Here is an 18,694-nt window from a genome sequence, read left to right as displayed (position 1 = left end):
TGGCAGGAGGAGCACACCTCGGTGCCCGCCGAGCAGGCCATCCGCATCGGCCGCGAGTTCGCCGACAACGCCGAGCGATCGGGTGGCCGCTCGATGATCCTGATGGGCGCCGGCACCAACCACTGGTTCCACTCCGACACCATCTACCGCACCTTCCTCGCGCTGACCACGATGACCGGATGCCAGGGCGTGAACGGCGGGGGATGGGCGCACTACGTGGGCCAGGAGAAGGTGCGCCCGCTCACCGGCTACCAGCAGTACGCGGGGGCATCCGACTGGGTGCGTCCGCCGCGCTACACGATCGGCACGGCCTTCTTCTACCTGTCCACCGACCAGTGGCGCTACGACGGGCTGCCGGCCGACCAGCTCGCCTCGCCGCTGGGCCGCGGCACGTTCCACGGCCGCACCACTGCCGACTGCCTGGTCGAGTCGGTGCAGCGGGGCTGGATGCCCAGCTACCCCACCTTCGACCGGAACCCGCTCGATCTGGTGGCCGAGGCGGAGGCGGCGGGCAAGGACCCCGCGCAGCACGTCGTGGACAGCCTGGATGACGGCTCGCTGCGCTTCGCCGTGGAGGACCCGGACGACCCGGCCAACTTCCCGCGCGTGATGACCATGTGGCGCGCCAACGTGCTGGGCTCCTCGGGCAAGGGCAACGAGTACTTCCTCAAGCACCTGCTGGGCACGGATGCCGCCGTGCGCGCCCCCGAGGCCGCCGCGGGCTCCCGCCCGGTCTCGATGACCTGGCGCGAGAAGGCCCCCGAGGGCAAGCTCGACCTGCTCATGACGGCGGACTTCCGCATGACCAGCACCACGCTGTTCAGCGACATCGTGCTGCCGGCGGCCACCTGGTACGAGAAGTACGACCTGTCCTCCACGGACATGCATCCGTTCATCCACGCGTTCAACCCGGCCATCGCCCCGCCGTGGCAGACGAAGACGGACTTCGAGACGTTCCGCATCCTCGCGGAGCGCTTCAGCGAGATGGCCCGAACCCACCTGGGCGTGCGGCGCGATGTGGTGGCCACGCCGCTGCAGCACGACACCCCCGACGTGATGGCCACCCCGCACGGCCGGGTGCACGACCTGCCGCGGGTGCCGGGCGTGACCATGCCGAAGCTGAAGGTCGTGGAGCGCGACTACCCGAACCTCGCAGAGCAGTGGCGCTCGCTGGGCCCGCTGAGCGGCGAACTCGGCATGACCACCAAGGGCGTCACGTACCATCCCGAGCCCGAGATCGCGTGGCTGGCCGAGAAGAACGGCACGACAGTCGCGGGTCCGTACGCGGGCAGCGTGCGACTGGACTCCGACCAGCGCGCCTGCGAGATGATCCTGGCGTTCTCCGGCACCAGCAATGGCCGCCTGGCCGTGCAGGGCTTCCGGCAGCTGGAGAAGCACACCGGACAGCAGCTGGCGTTCCTCGCCGACGAGCACGAGGGCACGCACCTGTCGTTCCAGGACGTGTCGGTGCAGCCGCGCAGCGTGATCACCTCGCCGGAGTGGTCCGGCTCCGAGCACGGCGGCCGGCGGTACACGGCGTTCGCGATCAACGTCGAGCACCTCAAGCCCTGGCACACGCTCACCGGCCGGCAGCACTTCTACCTCGACCACGACTGGATGGACGAGCTGGGCGAGGCGCTGCCGATCTACCGCCCGCCGCTGGACATGGCCCGCCTGTTCGGCGATGTGGTGCCGGGCACGGCATCCGGCGCCGAGGTCAACGTGCGCTACCTGACCCCGCACTCCAAGTGGTCGATCCACTCGGAGTACCAGGACAACCTGTTCATGCTCTCGCTCTCGCGAGGCGGCCCCACGATCTGGATGAGTCCGCAGGATGCCGAGAAGATCGGCGTGCGCGACAACGACTGGATCGAGTCGTACAACCGCAACGGCGTGGTCGTCGCGCGGGCCAACGTGTCGCACCGGATGCCTGAGGGCACGGTGTACATGTACCACGCGAAGGACCGCACGGTCGATGTGCCGATCAGCGAGACCAGCGGGCTGCGCGGCGGCATTCACAACTCCCTCACGCGCATCCTGCTCAAGCCCAGTCACCTGATCGGCGGCTACGCACAGCTGGCGTGGGCGTTCAACTATCTGGGGCCGACGGGGAACCAGCGCGACGAGGTCACCACGATCCGCCGCCGCTCGCAGGAAGTGCAGTACCGATGAAGGGCGCAGTGTCATGAAGGTAATGGCTCAGATGTCGATGGTGATGAACCTCGACAAGTGCATCGGATGCCACACCTGCTCGGTCACATGCAAGCAGGCGTGGACGAACCGCACCGGCGTGGAGTACGTGTGGTTCAACAACGTCGAGACCCGGCCGGGCGTCGGCTACCCGCGCGGCTATGAGGACCAGGAGAAGTGGCAGGGCGGCTGGGTGCGCGACAAGCGCGGCCGGCTTCGGCTGCGCGCCGGCGGGCGGCTGTCCAAGCTCGCGCGCATCTTCTCCAACCCCAAGCTGCCCGGCATCGACGACTACTACGAGCCGTGGACCTACGACTACGACATGCTCGTGAACGCACCCGGCGGTGAGCACACCCCCGTCGCGCGCCCGAAGAGCCTGATCACCGGCAAGGACATGAAGGTGTCCTGGTCGGCCAACTGGGACGACGACCTGGGCGGCTCCGTGGAGACGATGCAGCAGGACCCCATCCTGCAGAAGATGAGCGGCGAGGTGAAGGCCGAGTTCGAGAAGGCCTTCATGTTCTACCTGCCGCGCATCTGCGAGCACTGCCTGAACCCGTCGTGCGTGGCGTCGTGCCCCTCGGGTGCGATGTACAAGCGCCAGGAGGACGGCATCGTCCTCGTCGACCAGGACGCCTGCCGCGGCTGGCGGATGTGCATCTCCGGATGCCCGTACAAGAAGGTCTACTTCAACCACAAGACCGGCAAGGCCGAGAAGTGCACGTTCTGCTACCCGCGCATCGAGGTGGGCCTGCCGACCGTGTGCTCGGAGACCTGCGTGGGCCGGCTGCGGTACCTGGGCCTGGTGCTGTACGACGGGGATGCCGTGGCCGACGCCGCAGCCGTGGAGGATCCGCACGAGCTGCTGAACGCGCAGCGCTCGGTGCTGCTGGACCCGCACGACCCCGACGTGATCGAGGCGGCCCGGCGCGATGGCATCGCGGAGGACTGGATCGAGGCCGCCCAGCGCAGCCCCGTCTGGCGGCTCCTCCACGACTACGAGGTGGCGCTGCCGCTGCATCCGGAGTACCGCACCATGCCGATGGTCTGGTACATCCCGCCGCTCTCGCCCGTGGTCGACGTGGTGACCGGATCGGGCAACGACGGCGAGGATGCCCGCACGCTGTTCGCTGCCATCGACAAGCTGCGCATCCCGATCGAGTACCTGGCCGAGCTGTTCACGGCGGGCGATGTGGCGCCGGTGGATGCCGCGCTGCGCAAGCTCGCCGCCATGCGCTCGTACATGCGCGGGGTCTCGATCGACGACGTGCGCGAGGAATCCATCGCCGAGGCCGTCGGCATGACCGGCCGGGAGATCGAGGAGATGTACCGGCTGCTGGCCATCGCCAAGTACGAGGAGCGCTACGTCATCCCCGCGGCCCACCACGAGCAGGCGCACGACCTCGAGGAGATGGCCTGCTCTCTGGACTTCGAGGGCGGTCCGGGCATGGGCGGCGCGGGCGGTCCGTTCGGCGCTGCCAGCGGGCATTCCGTGCCGGTGGCCGTGGAGAACTTCCACGCACTCTCGGATCGGCAGACCGCCGACCGCCCGTCGACGCCGGGGCGCATCAACCTGCTGAACTGGGACGGCAACGGAAGGCCCCAGGGGCTGTTCCCGCCGTCAGAAGGCGAGGGGTCGTGAGAACCGCCGCTCCTGCCCGCGTCACGCCGCGCCGCGCCCTGCCCGACGCCTTGGCTCCGGCATCCCTCAGCCGCGAGCAGCGTCGCATGGTGCACATGCTGGCCTCGCTGCTGCTGGACTATCCCGACGCGCAGTGGTTCGAGCGCCTTCCGGTCTTCGAAGCGCATGCGGCCGCGCTGCCGGCATCCGTTGGCGAACCCCTCGGCGGGCTGCTGCACGCGGCGCGCGAGAGCGGCGCATCCGCTCTGCAGAAGATGTACGTGACCACCTTCGATCTCAAGCGCAAGTGCTCGCTGTATCTCAGCTACTACGCCACTGGCGACACGCGCCGGCGTGGCACGGCGCTGGTGACGTTCCTCGACGCGTACCGCGCGGCGGGGTGGGAGTTCGACGCCGACGAGCTGCCGGACTACCTGCCGGCGGTGCTGGAGTTCTCGGCGCGGTCGCAGTCGGATGTGGCGGATGCCGTGCTCGCGGCGCACCGCGAGGGCATCGAGGTGCTGCGGGCTGCGCTGGAGAGCATGGACTCGCCGTGGGCGGGCGTCGTGCGCGCCGTCACGCTGTCGCTGCCGAAGGTGGATCAGCGCACCCGCGAGCGCGTGGCAGCGCTGGTGAACGAGGGGCCGCCGACCGAGACCGTGGGGCTGAGCCTGCCCATTCCGACCTACCGGCCGATGGGGAACTCGATGCCGGCCGACACCGGACTGATCGGAACGGGGGACCGGCCGTGAGCACCATGCAGATCCTGCTGTGGGTGGCGCTGCCGTACATGTGCGGCGCGATCTTCATCGTCGGGCACATCTGGCGCTACCGCTACGACAAGTTCGGGTGGACGACCCGCTCGTCGCAGACCTACGAGAACCGGCTGCTGCGGTGGGGGTCGCCGATGTTCCACTTCGGCATCCTGATGGTGATCGCGGGGCACGCGGTCGGGCTGTTCATCCCGCGCGAGTGGCTGTACGCCATCGGTATCAGCGAGGAGATCTACCACCTGGGTGCCACGGTGCTCGGCACCTTCGCCGCAGTGCTGACGCTGGCGGGGCTGGCGATCCTGATCTTCCGGCGGCGCACGGTGCCGGCGGTGTTCCTGGCGACCACCGTGATGGACAAGATCATGTACGTGCTGCTGGGGGCGACGCTCCTGTTCGGCACGGCGGCCACGGTCGTGCACCAGGTGTTCGGGCCGGGATTCCACTACCGCGAGACCATCTCGCCGTGGATCCGCGAGGCCCTGATCTTCCGCCCGCGGCCGGAACTGATGGTCGACGTTCCGCTGCTGTTCCAGCTGCACGTGCTGACCGCCTGCATCCTGTTCGCGCTGTGGCCGTTCACCCGCCTCGTGCACGTGTTCTCGGCGCCGGTCGGGTACCTGTTCCGCCCGTACATCGTGTACCGCTCGCGCGACGACCACCGCGGTTCGCAGTCACCCAAGCGCGGCTGGGATCCCGTGGGCGCGGCGCCGGACCCCGCGCGGCTGCGGAGGCCGTAGCATTTCTGCGGGCCGGGCTCCGGGACGTTCCTTCGTTCGCAGAGCGGGGACCCCTCCGCTGCGCTCCTCCCCGATGCTCACTCCGGAACGTCCCTGCGCCCTCGCGTGCACGTCGGGGTCTCGCCTCCTGGGTCGCTGAGCTCGTCGAAACGTCGTCGCCCGATTATTCACGGCCCAGCCCTTTCCGGGCGTGTCGGGTGTCTGTCATGATGAGGGCATGACAGGCGGAGGGGTCGCTTACGGACCGATCTCGAGCTACTCGCGGGTGCAGATCCTGCATCTGCTGTTCGAGGCGGATGCCGAGCACGGGCGCGCAGAGCGGGAGCGCCCCGAACTCACGATCGGCGAGCTGTGCGAGTCCACGGGGCTGCACGCGAACACCGTGCGCGAGCACCTGCAGCGGCTCATCGACGGCGGCTACGTCATCCCCTCCATCGAGCACCGCACCACCCGCGGCCGCCCGCGCACGCTGTACTCCGCGGCCACCGGAGCACCAGAGGCGTCGAGCCCCGTCGCGCGCGACAAGGTGGCCGAGGCCGCTCGGCGCGGCGACATGATCCGCCGGGTCTTGGACTTCCAGGAGTCGGAGCTGGGCCGCGACGCCACCTACCAGCTGGACGCGCTCATCGACCACCTCGAGGAGAGCGGCTTCGAGCCCGTCATCGATGAGGGCGAGCTGACCGTGGAGCTGACCCCGTGCCCGCACGTCGTCAGCCGTCCGGAGCATCGCCCGGTCCTGTGCCAGGTGCACCTCGGGCTCATGCAGGGCGTGCTCACCCAGGCCGGCGGCCCGCTGGCTGCGGACTGCGTGCGCGCCGCGGCCCGTCCCGAGGAGTGCACGATCCAGCTGAGGCTTCACGCGGCCTGATCAGTCCGGCGACGCCAGCAGTGCGGTCAGTTCTGTGGCGATCGAGGCGCGCAGCGCGTCGTGGCGGGCATCCAGTTCGTGTGCGGGGTCGGCCCAGTGCGCGGTCGAATACATCCAGACGGGCTTTCGGATGACGGTATCCGGCTCCCACTCGTAACGCGGCCAGATGTGGGTGTGCACGAAGGCGTCCGCGTTGCCGAGGATCTCGATGTTGATCCTCCGGAACTGCGGGTCGTGCATCCGGCACGCACGCTCGACGGCGGTTGCGAGCATGTCCGCGTCGGCCAGGTACTGCACGCGCTCCGCGCGCGGCAGCTCGGCCAGGGCCCTGGCACCCGGATTCCTGCTCAAGAGCACGCAGTACCCCGGGAGGAACTGCACGTCGCCCATCACCGCATACCCCGCCGGCGTCTCCGCCAGCAGTGTCGGGTTCTCCCCGCGCGCCGCCGCCCCGATCCGATCTTCGCGCCAGTCCATGCGTCGAGCCTAGGGCGCGGCTGCCGTGCGCTTCGTGCGGCAGCCCACCGCGCGCAGCGCAGACCCATGAGGCGGAGGACACGTCGGACTCATGCGGAGGTCGTTTCGGTCCGGTGACGACCGTCGCCGGTACCATATGACGCATGACGGAACTTCCCGGGGGCGAGCGATGAGCAGCTTCGGCACCCTTCTCTCACCTGCCGAGAGCCTGCGCGAGCAGGTCGAGGGGCAGCTGGCATCCCGGATCGTCTCGGGAGAGATCCCGCCCGGACAGGTTCTGACCGTCCCCACCCTCGCCGGCGACTTCGGCGTGAGCGCGACACCGGTGCGCGAAGCGATGCTGAACCTCGCCCGCCGCGGATTCCTGCGCCCCATCCGAAACCGTGGCTTCGAGGTCACGGAGGTCTCGCCCGACGAGCTGCGAGAGCTCAGCGAGGTGCGGATGCTGCTGGAGGCGCCGCCCATGCGCCAGGTCGCAGGCACCCTCGACGAGGCCACGGTAGAAGAGCTGCGCGAGATCGCCGACCGCATCGTCGCCGCCGCGCGCGCCGCCAAGTTCGACGAGTACCTCGCCTCTGACACCGCGTTCCACCTGCGCATCCTCGAGGCCACGGGCAACCACAGGCTCGTCGAGACCGTGCGCGAACTGCGCCAGCAGACGCGGCTGGTCGGCCTGGTGCGCCTCGCCGAGAGCGACGCGCTCATCTCCACCTCGCTCGAGCATGCCGAGCTGGTCGACCTGCTGGTGGCCGGTCGGGGTGAGGATGCCGAGGCGCTGATGCGCCAGCACATCCGCCATGTCGGCGGCGTGTGGAGCGGCCGCGAAGAGGACTGATCGTGGCCGCGGGCGGGAACGCGGTTCCCAGGGTCACGGATCGGTCTCGAGGGTTCCGCAACAGCCGTCAATCCAGGTAATGTGTCACGTGCTATCAGCGGCACTGCAATGACGCACCCCAGGAGGACAAGCACATGCACACCCGAACCCCGCGCATCCGACGCGCACTGTCCGTCGCCGCCGTCGCCGGCGCGATCATCCTCACCGCCGCAGGCTGCTCCAGCGGCCTCGGCAGCAGCGATTCCGGCGATTCCGGAAACTCCGACGGCCCCATCAAGCTCGGCATGATCGCCCCGTTCTCGGGCAGTGAGTCGGCCTTCGGCGACTACATGAAGAACGGCGCGCAGCTGGCGGTCAACGAGATCAACGCGAAGGGCGGCGTCGACGGACGCAAGCTCGAACTGGTCGTCGAGGACGGCGCCTGCGACGCGACCACCGCGGTCGCGGCGGCCAACAAGCTCGTCACCGAGGGCATCTCGGCATCCGTCGGCGGATACTGCTCCGGCGCGACCCTGCCCACCCTGCCGATCTTCAACGAGGCCAAGGTCCCGATGGTGATTCCCGCCGCCAACTCCAACGAGCTGGTCAAGCAGAAGCTCCCCGGCGTCTTCCTCATCAACGGCACCGGCACGCAGCAGGCGGCCGCCGCGGTGAAGTACGCGAAGAAGGCCGGGCTCACCGACGTCGCCGCCATCAACGACGCCAGCGCGTACTCCGCCGACCTCGCGACCTCGTTCGTGACGCAGGCGAAGGAGGCCGGCCTGACCGTCTCGTTCGAGGCGACCGTCACCCCCGGCGAGAACGACTACTCTTCGGTGGCCACGCAGCTGGCGAACAAGAAGCCCGCGCTGGTCTACTGGACCGGCTACTACCAGGAGGGCGGCCTGATCGTCCGCCAGGCGACGGATGCCGGTTACACCGGCCAGTTCCTCGTCGGCGACGGCTCGGTCGACGCGAAGTTCGCGCAGATCGCGGGCAAGGGCTACACCGACCACGTGCTGGGCACCTTCACCCAGACGCCCGACATGATCAAGGGCGCCGACAGCTGGATCGCCGACTACCAGAAGCTCGCCGGTGCAGCCCCCGGGCCCTACTCCACGCAGTCGTACGACGCCGTCAAGGTGGTCGCGCAGGCGATGACGGATGCCAAGAGCACCGACATCACGAAGGTCAGCAAGGCGCTCGAGGACCTGAAGGGCTTCAAGACCTTCGCCGGTCCGCTGAGCTTCACCAAGGACCACACGCTCTCGGGCGGTGGCTTCGTGATCGTCGGCATCGACCCGGCCACGGGCAACTTCGTCCTCAAGGACGACCTCCAGGGCTGAGTCCCGGAGCGGGGGCGGCTCGCGCCGCCCCCGCTTCAGGCTCTGCACACCCTTCGATGCGGAAGGACATCCCCCTGTGATGCAACTCATCTGGAACGGCCTGATCGTCGGCTCGTTCTACGCCCTCGTCGCCCTCGGCTACAGCATGGTCTACGGGATCATCAAGCTGCTGAACTTCGCCCACGGCGACATCTACATGCTCGGGGCCTTCGTCGGCTTCGCGACGCTCTCGTCCTTCGGCATCTCCAACGAGTCGTCCATCGGGCTGCTGCTGGTGATCATGCTGCTGTCGATGGTGATGACGGGCCTGATCGGTGTCGTCATCGAGCGCATCGCCTATCGCCCGCTGCGCTCGAGCCCGCGCCTGGCCGTGCTGATCACCGCCATCGGCGTCTCCTTCACGCTGGAGTACGCGGCACGGCAGATCTGGGGCCCGAACCCCGAGGCGTTCCCCGTGCGCCTGGAGTCGAACGGATTCAACTTCGCCGGCATGCGCATCACCGCCGCGCAGATCGTGCTGGTCGTGATCGCCGCGGCGCTCATGCTCGTGCTCGCGCACATCGTCGAGCGCACCCGTGAGGGCCGCGCCATGCGCGCCATCGCACTGGACCCGCAGGGCGCCCAGCTCATGGGCGTGAACGTCAACCGCGTCATCGCGACGGTGTTCTTCATCGGATCCGCGCTGGCCGGCGCTGCCGGCGTCATGGCCGGGGCGTACTACGGCTCGATCGACTTCCTGATGGGCTTCATCATCGGCCTGAAGGCGTTCACCGCCGCGGTCATCGGCGGCATCGGCAACCTGTACGGGGCCATGCTCGGCGGCCTGCTGCTGGGGCTGCTGGAGTCCTTCGGCTCCGCATGGTTCGGCGGCGAATGGCGCGACGTGTTCTCGTTCGCCTTCCTCATCCTGTTCCTCACCTTCAAACCGACCGGGCTCCTCGGCGCCCGCGTCGTCGAGAGGATGTGACATGTCCCGTCTGCAGAGCAAAACGGATGCCGCGCTGCGCGCACCGTCCCCGCTTTTCGACCGCCCGGCCGCACCCGGCGGCATCTTCAACTCCAACAGGGGCTTCCTGCGGGCGCTCGGCGTGCTGTGCGTCGTGCTGCTGGTCGTGCTGCCGTTCATGGACGCCTCCCGCTACACGATGTCGGTGGCCACCAGCGCGCTCATCTACGTGATGTTCGCGATGGGGCTGAACGTGGTCGTCGGCTACGCCGGCCTGCTCGACCTCGGATACATCGCCTTCTTCGCCGTCGGCGCCTACGTCTCCGGCATCTTCACCACGGTGCTGGGCTGGCCGATGTGGGCGGCGCTGCCCATGACGATCCTCGCCTGCATCCTCGCCGGCATCATCATCGGCGCACCGACGCTGCGACTGCGCAGCGACTACCTGGCCATCGTCACGCTGGGCTTCGGCGAGATCATCCGGATCACCGCCAACAACCTCAAGATCACCGGCGGCCCCACCGGAATCCACGGCATCCCGACCTGGTCGTTCGGCAGCTGGAGCTTCGCCGACGGCTTCACGCTGTTCGGCATCGAGTTCCCGCAGCGCGTGGTGTTCTACTACTTCGTCGCGGCCATCGTCGTGCTGGTCGGCGTGATCGGCGCGGGACGCCTGGCCAAGGGCAAGATGGGCCGGGCCTGGAAGGCCGTGCGCGACGACGAGGACGCGGCCGAGGCCATGGGCATCAACACCTACATCGCCAAGATCACGGCCTACATCATCGGCGCGGTCTGGGCGGGCGTCGCGGGCCAGCTGATGGCCACGCAGCTGTCCGCCATCAGCCCGAACAGCTTCCAGTTCCTGTACTCGGCGCTGATCCTGATGGCCGTCGTGCTGGGCGGCATGGGCTCCACGCCCGGTGTCATCATCGGCGCGCTGTTCGTGTCGCTGGCGCCGGAGCTGCTGCGCGACTTCTCCGAATGGCGCTTCCTGATCTTCGGCATCCTGCTCGTGGTCGTCATGCTGTTCCGCCCGGCGGGACTGTGGCCGTCCACCGCGATCCTGCCGTGGCTGAAGAAGCACCGGCCGGTCGCACCGCCGACGGCGGGGTTCAGGGCCGTGCCGTCATCCGCGTCGAACGAGGATCTCACCACTGCCGAAGGGGAGGATGCCCGATGAGCACGCTGCTGGAGGTCAAGGACCTGCGCCTGCAGTTCGGCGGCGTGAAGGCCGTCGATGGGCTGAGCTTCACCGTCGAGTCGGGGGAGATCCTGGCCGTGATCGGGCCGAACGGCGCGGGCAAGACCAGCGCGTTCAACTGCATCTCGGGGTTCTACCTGCCCACCTCGGGCAAGGTGGTCTTCGACGGCAAGGACATCGTGCGCAACGCGCCGGGGTTCTGGCGCTCGCTGCGCCTGGTCGATCTGCTGCAGAGCTTCGGGTTCTACCGGGTGCTGCCGTCTCGGGTCACCAAGTGGGGCATGGCGCGCACGTTCCAGAACCTGCGGCTGTTCCGCGAGCTGAGCGTGCTGGACAACGTCAAGACCGCCATGCACGCCAACATCCGCGAGGGCTTCTGGGCCACGCTCCTGCACACGCCCGGCTACCGCCGCGCCGAGCGGGAGTGCGCCGAGCAGGCCCGCGGCTGGTTGGACTTCGTGGGCTTCGAGGGCGACGAGAACCTGTTCGTCACGCAGCTGCCGTACGGCGAGCAGCGCCGGGTGGAGATCGCGCGAGCCCTGGCCACGCAGCCCAGGCTGCTGCTGCTGGACGAGCCCGCGGCGGGCCTGAACTTCAACGAGAAGCAGGCCCTCATGCAGCTGATCCGCAGCATCCGGGATCGGGGTGTCGCGGTCGTGCTCATCGAGCACGACATGGGCCTGATCATGAACCTGGCCGAGCGCATCGTCGTGCTCAACTACGGCAAGGAGATCGCCGTGGGGACTCCCGAGCAGATCAAGAACGACCCGATCGTGATCGAGGCGTACCTGGGCGTGGAGGACGAGCCGCTGGACGACACAAAGCTGCAGACCGGCACCGTCGATCTGTCACTGCTGGATGAGAAGGGGAAGCTCTCATGAGCGCGCTGATCGTCGACGCCGCCGACGTCTACTACGGGCGGGTGCACGCGCTGCGCGAGCTGAGCTTCCAGGTGGCGGACGGCGAGATCGTCTGCCTGCTGGGCAACAACGGCGCGGGCAAGTCCACCACCATGAACATGCTCTCGGGCCTGGTGCGCCCGAAGTCCGGCGCGGTGCGCTGGGGCGACATGGACCTCACGACCGCCAAGCCGTGGGACATCGTCGCATCCGGGCTCATCCACGTGCCCGAGGGGCGGCGCATCTTCTCGACCATGACCGTGCACGAGAACCTGCTGCTGGGCGGGTACACCGTGCGCGATCAGAAGCTCATCGCGCAGCGCGTGGATCAGGTGTACCAGCTGATGCCGCGGCTGGCCGAGCGGCGCAAGCAGCAGGGTGGCACGCTCTCGGGCGGTGAGCAGCAGATGGTGGCCATCGGCCGAGCCATCGTCGGCGGGCCCAAGCTGCTGCTGCTGGACGAGCCCTCGATGGGGCTCGCGCCGCTGGTCGTCAAGCAGGTCATGGAGACCATCCAGGCCGTCAACGCGCAGGGCACGACGGTGCTGCTCGTGGAGCAGAACGCGCGGGCCGCGCTGAAGATCGCCGACCGCGCGTACGTCGTGGAGACCGGCAGGACCACGATGGAGGGCACCGCCGCGGAGCTCGCGGCCGATGCCCGCGTGATCGACGCCTACCTGGGCGGCTGATTCTCGGCGGGGCTGTTCGTCGTCTTCGATCGTGCTCGCGCCGCTTCCGGAAGGGGGCTGGCGTGAGCGCTTCGAATTGGGTAATATGTCACATGGTACAGGGTTGACCGTCGGATGAGGAGGAGCGGATGCGGATCATCGTGATCGGCGCGGGTGCTGTCGGCGCCGCGTGCGCGCTGGCCCTCACCGAAGCCGGCGCCGAGGTGATCGTCGTCGACCGCGCCGGCGTGGCCGGGGAGACCTCCAGCCGCTGCGAGGGCAACATCCTCGTCTCCGACAAGGAGCCCGGTGCCGAGGCGCTGATGGCCATCGAGGCGAACCGCGCCTGGCGCGAGCTCGCCGCACGACTGGATGCCGACCGCGTACCGGGGCAGCCCGCCACCGAGTTCGAGCCCAAGGGCGGCATCGTCGTGGCCTTCCCCGGCGGTGCCGGTGCCCTCGAGAGGTTCGCCACCGCGCAGCGGGGGATCGGCATCCGAGCCGACGTTCTCGACGAGAAGGCGCTGCGGGGGGCCGAACCGCATCTCTCATCCGAGGTCGCCGTCGGCGTGCACTACCCGGACGACGCACAGGTGCAGCCGAGCCTGGCAGCCCAGGCCATGATGGCCCGCGCCAGGCACCTCGGCGCGCAGCTGCGCATCACCGAGGTCACCGCCGGCATCGTCGAGCACGACCGTGTGCGCGGCGTGCAGACCACCGACGGTCGCATCGACGCCGACGCCGTCGTGATCTGCGCGGGTCCGTGGTCGGGCGACGCGGCGGCGCTGTTCGGCTCGGTGCTCGACATCCGTCCGCGACGCGGCACGATCCTCGTGACCGCGCCCATGCCGCAGCGCGTGTTCCACAAGGTGTACGACGCCGACTACGTCGGGGCGGTCGGGTCGGGGGATGCCGCGCTGCAGACCTCCACGGTCGTCGAGTCGACCCAGGGCGGCACGGTGCTGATCGGCTCCAGCCGCGAACGCGTGGGCTTCTCCGATGAGGGACTGCTGGCGCCGCTGGCCGAGATCGCCGACAAGGCCACGAGGCTGTTCCCGTTCCTGCGCGACATCATGCTGCTGCGCACGTACTTCGGGTTCCGCCCCTACGCGCCGGATCACCTGCCGGCGATCGGCGCGGATGCCCGCATCGACGGCCTGTTCCACGCCGCCGGCCACGAGGGCGCCGGCATCGGCCTGGCGCCCACCACCGGCGCCCTGATCGCGCACGCCATCCTCGGCACTCCCGCGCCTCTGGATCCGGCGCCCTTCCTCCCGTCCCGTCCCACCCTGCAGGGGATCCTCGCATGAGCGTGCACATCAGCTTCGACGGCGAGCAGCTCTCCGGGCGCGAAGGTCAGAGCATCGGCGGCATCCTGCTCGCGAACGGGCACCGCACCTGGCGCATCGCGTCGGGGTCCGAGCGCGGCATCTTCTGCGGTATCGGAATCTGCCAGGACTGCGTCGTCACCGTGAACGGCGCCGAGGGCGTGCGCGCCTGTCAGCGCACCGCCTGCGAGGGCGACGTCGTCGAGCGGGAGGTGCGGGCATGACGCGCATCGTCGTGATCGGCGCAGGTCCCGCAGGGCTCGCGGCCGCGGCATCCGCCTCCCAGGCCGGTGCCGACGTCACCGTCGTCGACGAGGGTGAACGCCCAGGCGGTCAGTTCTGGCGCCACCACCCCGACTTCACCGACCCGCGGCTGCAGCACCAGCCGGGCAGGTTCGTCTCCCTTCAGCAGGCGCTGCGGAGCGTGCGGATGCTGTCCTCCGCCAGCGTCTGGCGTGTCGAGACCGGCACACCGCTGCGTGTGCACGTGATGGTCGGCCCCGTCGATGCCCCGCAGCGCCGGGGTGAGACGCTGGAAGCGGATGCCGTGGTGCTGGCCACCGGAGCGCACGACCGCGTACTGCCCGTGCCCGGCTGGACCCTCCCCGGCGTGACCTCCGCGGGCGCCGTGCAGGCGCTCGCCAAGCGCGACGGGATCGCCCTCGGTACCCGCACGGTCGTCGCCGGCGCCGGTCCGTTCCTGCTCCCCGTGGCGCAGAGCGTCGCCCTCCTCGGCGGCGAGGTCGCCGAGGTCGTCGAGGCGGCCTCCGCCCGCACCCTGCTCGCCGGCTGGGGCCGCAACCCGTGGGAGCTCGGCGCCGCAGCGGGCAAGGCCGGCGAACTCGGATCCTACGTCGGCACGCTCCTGAAGCACCGGACGCCGTACCGGCTCGGCAGTGCGGTCACCCGCATCCACGGCACGAGCGCCGTGGAAGCCGTGACGGTGCAGCGCATCGACGCGGACTGGCGGCCCATCCCCGGCACGGAGCGCACCGTCGAGTGCGACGCCGTCGCCCTCGGACACGGCTTCACTCCCCGCCTGGAGGCCGCCATCCAGTTCGGTTGCGCCATCACCGCGGACCGGTTCGTGCGAGTCGACGCTCAGCAGCTCACCAGCATCCCGGGCGTGCATGCCGCCGGCGAGATCACCGGCATCGGCGGGGCGGATGCCGCGCTCGCCGAGGGCGCGATCGCCGGTCTCGCGGCCGCGGGCGTGCCCGAGGCCGACCTTCGCTACCGGAGTCCGCTGACCGCCCGCCGCCGGATGCACGCGTTCGCCGAGCGGCTGAAGACCCACGGCATCCGTCCCGGCTGGACCAGCTGGCTCGACGACGACACCGTCGTCTGCCGTTGCGAGTCGGTCACCCGCGCAACCATCGTCGAGTACGCGGATGCGTCGGCGCGCGGCATGCGCCTGGCCACCCGCGCCGGCCTCGGGCCCTGCCAGGGCCGCACCTGCGGCCGCAGCGTCGAGGACATCATCGGCGCATCCGGATCCCGGTTCGATCACCGGCCCGTCCTGTCATCGGTGCGCATCGGCGAGCTCGCCGCGCACCGAGCATCCACACCCAACACCCCTTCAGAAGGAGAATCATCATGACGGAGAAGAGCATGGACCTCGGCGGCGTCGTCGTCGCCACAGCGCTCGCATTCAAGGAAGACGCGTCCGCCCCGGCCGGCCTGGCCGTCGACTACGACAAGTTCGGCGAGCACGTCGACTTCCTGATGTCCAACGGATGCCGCGGTGTCGGTCCCAACGGGTCGCTGGGCGAGTACTCCTCGCTGACCGACGAGGAGCGCCGCAAGGTCATCCAGGTCGCCGTCGAGGCCGTCGACGGCCGCGGCATCGTGATCGCGGGCGCTCACGGCGTCGGCAGCCACCAGGCGCGCCAGTGGGCCGAGTACGCCCGTGAGGACGGCGCGGACGGCGTGCTGCTGCTCCCGCCGATCGTCTACAAGGCCAACGAGCGCGAGATCATCGCGCACTACGAGGAGGTCGCCAAGGCGGGCCTGCCCATCATGGCGTACAACAACCCGTACGACACCAAGGTCGACCTGCTGCCCTCGCTGGTCGCCAAGCTCGCCGAGATCCCCGAGGTCGTCGCGATCAAGGAGTTCTCCGGCGACGTGCGCCGCGTGTACGAGATCAAGGAGCTCTGCGATATCGACATCATCGCCGGCGCCGACGACGTGCTCTTCGAGCTGATGGTCAACGGCGCCGTGGGCTGGTTCGCCGGGTACCCCAACGCCTTCCCGCGCGAGGCCGTCGAGCTGTACACCCTGCTCGCCGACGGCAAGTGGCAGGAGGCCAAGTCGCTGTACGAGCAGCTGGTGACCGTGTTCCGGTGGGACACCCGCACCGAGTTCGTGCAGGCCATCAAGCTGTCGATGGACATCTGCGGCAACTCCTACGGCGGCCCGACCCGTCCGCCGCGCGGCCCGCTGAGCGACGAGCAGCGCGCGCAGGTCACCGCCGACACCGAGCGGGCCCTCGCCGCGATCAGGGCGCGCGCGGCCGTGCTCGCCTGAGGCGTGTGATGATTCAGGGAGGGGATGCTCGGCATCCCCTCCCTCCCCGCTCTCTACTTGGAGGAAACTGATGCGCGCTCGCCGGACCATCCAGGCCGTCGATTCACACACTGAGGGGATGCCGACACGCGTCGTCACCGGCGGCGTCGGACGCATTCCCGGCGAGACGATGAACGACCGTCGCCTGTACGCGATGGAGCACCTCGACCACCTGCGCGGGTTCCTCATGAACGAGCCACGCGGGCACGCGGCCATGTCGGGCGCGCTGCTGCAGCCGCCGGCCCGGTCCGACGCGGACTGGGGCGTGGTGTTCATCGAGGCATCCGGCTTCCTGCCGATGTGCGGGCACGGCACCATCGGCACAGCCACCGTGCTGGTGGAGACGGGGATGGTCGAGGTCACGGAGCCGGTCACCGAGATCCGGCTCGACGTGCCGGCGGGGCTCGTCATCGCCCGGGTGCGGGTGGAGGACGGTCGCGCCGTGAACGTCACCATCGAGAACGTGCCGAGCTTCGTAGATCGGCTCGACAAACGCATCGACGTGCCCGGCATCGGCGAGATCACCTACTCGGTCGCGTTCGGCGGAAACTTCTACGCCCTGGTCGACCTGGACGAGGTGGAGCTGCCGTTCGACCGTTCGCGTCAGGGGGACATCCTCGCCGCGGGCCTGGCGATCATGGACGCCATCAACGAGCAGGCGCCGCCCGTGCATCCTGTGCTCGAGGGGGCGAACCACGTGCACCACGTCGAATTCATCGCGCCCGGATCGGATGCGGTGCGCTCCCGCCACGCGATGGCGATCCACCCCGGCTGGTTCGACCGCTCGCCCTGCGGCACCGGCACCAGCGCGCGGATGGCCGAGCTGCACGCCCGCGGCGAGCTGGCGCTGGAGTGCGACTTCGTGAACGAGTCGTTCATCGGCACCGAGTTCATCGGCCGGCTTGTGGGGGAGACCACCGTGGGCGACCGCCCGGCCGTCATCCCGACCATCACCGGTCGCGCCTGGGTGACCGGGCTGGGCCAGTACCTGCTCGACGAGCACGACCCGTTCCCCGAGGGGTTCGTATTCTGATGCGCATCGCTTCGCCGGATGCCGGGCGCCGGATGCCGGATGCGGGGCGCCGGATGCCGGTCGCTTCGCGCGGAGAGATGCGCCTGCCGCGGACGGATTCCCAGCATCCATCCGCGCGAAGCGCACATCCCCGCGGCAGGCGCACGCATGAGACCGCGGCTGGGACCCGCGACTGAGACCTGAGACCTGAGACCTGAGACCTGAGACCTTCGATCGAGACCGAGGAGAAGACCGACGTGACCGAGAACCAGACCGTGGAGCAGGTCGCCGCGGCGGCGGCATCCGCTGCCCGCCCGTTCGCCCGAACCAGCCCGCGTGAGCGCGCGGCCGCACTCGTGGCCGTCGCCGATGCGCTGGATGCCGCCGCGGGCGAGCTCATTCCGATCGGCATGCGCGAGACGGGCCTCGCCGAAGGGCGACTGACCGGAGAGCTGCGTCGCACCTCGTGGCAGCTGCGCCTGTTCGCCGACACCATCGTCGACGGCGGCTACCTCGATGCGCGCATCGACCTCGCCGACCCGGAGTACGTCATCGGCCCGCGACCCGACGTCCGGCGGATGCTGGAGCCCGTCGGCCCCGTGCTGAACTTCGCCGCCTCGAACTTCCCGTTCGCCTTCTCGGTGGCCGGCGGCGACACGGCCGCCGCACTCGCCGCAGGCTGCCCGGTGGTCGTGAAGGCGCACTCCGGGCATCCGGAGCTCTCTCGAGCCACCGCCGACGTGGTCATCGCCGCGCTGCGCGGCGCCGGCATGCCGGAGGGCACCTTCCGGCTCATCACGGGTCAGGAGAACGGGGTCGCGCTGCTGAAGGACGAGCGAATCCGGGCCGGCGCCTTCACCGGATCCACGCACGTCGGACGGATGCTGGCCGACATCGCCGCCGCGCGCGAGGTGCCGATCCCGTTCTTCGGCGAGCTCGGCAGCGTGAACCCCGTGTACGCGACGTATGCGGATGCCGCCCTGCTGGACGGCTTCGTCGCCTCGGTGGCGGGTTCGGCCGGGCAGCTGTGCACCAAGCCCGGGTTCCTGTTCGTGCCCGAGGACGCCGATCTCTCGTCGGTGGGCGGCGCCGTGGCGACCGTCGCCGAGCACCGGCTGCTGAACCCCGGCATCGGGCGGGCGTTCGCGGGTCGACGTGACGATGTGCTGGGAGCCTCGGGCGTGGATGTGCTCTCGGCCGGCGAGGTGCGAGTGGACGACGAGGGGCAGACGTTCGCGACGCCCAC

Annotated in this window: 18 protein-coding genes; 17 read left to right on the top strand and 1 reads right to left on the bottom strand. The window is 69.6% G+C overall.

Annotated elements, in window-relative coordinates:
- The 5 genes from WA967_RS11150 to WA967_RS11130 all read left to right on the top strand — a co-directional run.
- Positions 1 to 2,172 (top strand): molybdopterin-dependent oxidoreductase (locus WA967_RS11150; protein ID WP_424422435.1); only part of this gene is annotated, 2,172 nt, incomplete at its 5' end.
- A gap of 13 nt (positions 2,173 to 2,185) precedes the next feature.
- The gene (gene narH, locus WA967_RS11145; RefSeq protein WP_424422433.1) at positions 2,186 to 3,832 is read left to right on the top strand and encodes a nitrate reductase subunit beta; all 1,647 of its coding nucleotides are present in this window, start codon (positions 2,186 to 2,188) and stop codon (positions 3,830 to 3,832) included.
- Complete coding sequence (gene narJ / locus WA967_RS11140) at positions 3,829 to 4,563, top strand: nitrate reductase molybdenum cofactor assembly chaperone (RefSeq protein WP_424422430.1); 735 nt, start codon at positions 3,829 to 3,831, stop codon at positions 4,561 to 4,563. The genes narH and narJ overlap by 4 nt, the downstream gene beginning before the upstream one ends.
- A 5-nt stretch (positions 4,564 to 4,568) precedes the next feature.
- Positions 4,569 to 5,321, top strand: a complete 753-nt coding sequence (gene narI, locus WA967_RS11135) for a respiratory nitrate reductase subunit gamma (protein WP_424422437.1) — start codon at positions 4,569 to 4,571, stop codon at positions 5,319 to 5,321.
- Between the two features lie 217 nt (positions 5,322 to 5,538).
- The gene (locus tag WA967_RS11130) at positions 5,539 to 6,189 is read left to right on the top strand and encodes a helix-turn-helix transcriptional regulator (protein WP_424422427.1); all 651 of its coding nucleotides are present in this window, start codon (positions 5,539 to 5,541) and stop codon (positions 6,187 to 6,189) included.
- Here the strand turns inward: WA967_RS11130 and WA967_RS11125 are convergent, their stop codons facing one another.
- Positions 6,190 to 6,666 carry an HIT family protein gene (locus WA967_RS11125; RefSeq protein ID WP_424422424.1) on the bottom strand — a complete coding sequence of 159 codons (477 nt, stop codon included), beginning with the start codon at positions 6,664 to 6,666 and terminating at the stop codon, positions 6,190 to 6,192. It lies immediately after the preceding gene.
- 169 nt (positions 6,667 to 6,835) lie between these two features.
- Here WA967_RS11125 and WA967_RS11120 point away from each other — a divergent pair, with 169 nt between their 5' ends.
- From WA967_RS11120 to WA967_RS11065, 12 genes are all read left to right on the top strand, one after another.
- Entirely contained in the window at positions 6,836 to 7,501 is a 666-nt protein-coding gene (locus WA967_RS11120) for a GntR family transcriptional regulator (RefSeq protein ID WP_424422422.1), read from the top strand.
- A 134-nt stretch (positions 7,502 to 7,635) separates the two neighbouring features.
- Complete coding sequence (locus tag WA967_RS11115; RefSeq protein WP_424422419.1) at positions 7,636 to 8,826, top strand: branched-chain amino acid ABC transporter substrate-binding protein; 1,191 nt, start codon at positions 7,636 to 7,638, stop codon at positions 8,824 to 8,826.
- Positions 8,827 to 8,905: 79 nt separating this feature from the next.
- Complete coding sequence (locus tag WA967_RS11110; protein ID WP_424422416.1) at positions 8,906 to 9,793, top strand: branched-chain amino acid ABC transporter permease; 888 nt, start codon at positions 8,906 to 8,908, stop codon at positions 9,791 to 9,793.
- A 1-nt stretch (position 9,794) separates the two neighbouring features.
- Positions 9,795 to 10,952, top strand: a complete 1,158-nt coding sequence (locus tag WA967_RS11105; RefSeq protein WP_424422413.1) for a branched-chain amino acid ABC transporter permease — start codon at positions 9,795 to 9,797, stop codon at positions 10,950 to 10,952.
- Positions 10,949 to 11,854 (top strand): ABC transporter ATP-binding protein, encoded by a 906-nt coding sequence (locus WA967_RS11100; protein ID WP_424422411.1) that lies wholly within the window; start codon positions 10,949 to 10,951, stop codon positions 11,852 to 11,854. The genes WA967_RS11105 and WA967_RS11100 overlap by 4 nt, the downstream gene beginning before the upstream one ends.
- The gene (locus WA967_RS11095; RefSeq protein WP_424422408.1) at positions 11,851 to 12,561 is read left to right on the top strand and encodes an ABC transporter ATP-binding protein; all 711 of its coding nucleotides are present in this window, start codon (positions 11,851 to 11,853) and stop codon (positions 12,559 to 12,561) included. Before WA967_RS11100 ends, WA967_RS11095 begins: the two co-directional genes overlap by 4 nt.
- A gap of 128 nt (positions 12,562 to 12,689) precedes the next feature.
- Complete coding sequence (locus WA967_RS11090; RefSeq protein WP_424422405.1) at positions 12,690 to 13,850, top strand: NAD(P)/FAD-dependent oxidoreductase; 1,161 nt, start codon at positions 12,690 to 12,692, stop codon at positions 13,848 to 13,850.
- On the top strand, positions 13,847 to 14,092 hold the full coding sequence (locus WA967_RS11085; protein WP_424422402.1) for a (2Fe-2S)-binding protein: 246 nt from the start codon (positions 13,847 to 13,849) through the stop codon (positions 14,090 to 14,092). The genes WA967_RS11090 and WA967_RS11085 overlap by 4 nt, the downstream gene beginning before the upstream one ends.
- A complete protein-coding gene (locus WA967_RS11080) occupies positions 14,089 to 15,468 on the top strand; it encodes an NAD(P)/FAD-dependent oxidoreductase (protein ID WP_424422400.1) in 1,380 nt (459 codons plus the stop codon). The genes WA967_RS11085 and WA967_RS11080 overlap by 4 nt, the downstream gene beginning before the upstream one ends.
- Positions 15,465 to 16,397 (top strand): dihydrodipicolinate synthase family protein, encoded by a 933-nt coding sequence (locus tag WA967_RS11075; RefSeq protein WP_424422397.1) that lies wholly within the window; start codon positions 15,465 to 15,467, stop codon positions 16,395 to 16,397. The genes WA967_RS11080 and WA967_RS11075 overlap by 4 nt, the downstream gene beginning before the upstream one ends.
- A gap of 70 nt (positions 16,398 to 16,467) precedes the next feature.
- Entirely contained in the window at positions 16,468 to 17,469 is a 1,002-nt protein-coding gene (locus WA967_RS11070) for a proline racemase family protein (RefSeq protein WP_424422395.1), read from the top strand.
- Between the two features lie 236 nt (positions 17,470 to 17,705).
- Positions 17,706 to 18,694, top strand: a 989-nt coding sequence (locus WA967_RS11065) for an aldehyde dehydrogenase family protein (protein ID WP_424422392.1), incomplete at its 3' end; no start/stop codon positions are given.

This window comes from Microbacterium sp. (genome assembly GCF_049650565.1).
Taxonomy (GTDB): domain Bacteria; phylum Actinomycetota; class Actinomycetes; order Actinomycetales; family Microbacteriaceae; genus Microbacterium.
This window is presented reverse-complemented; position numbering and strand designations above follow the sequence as displayed.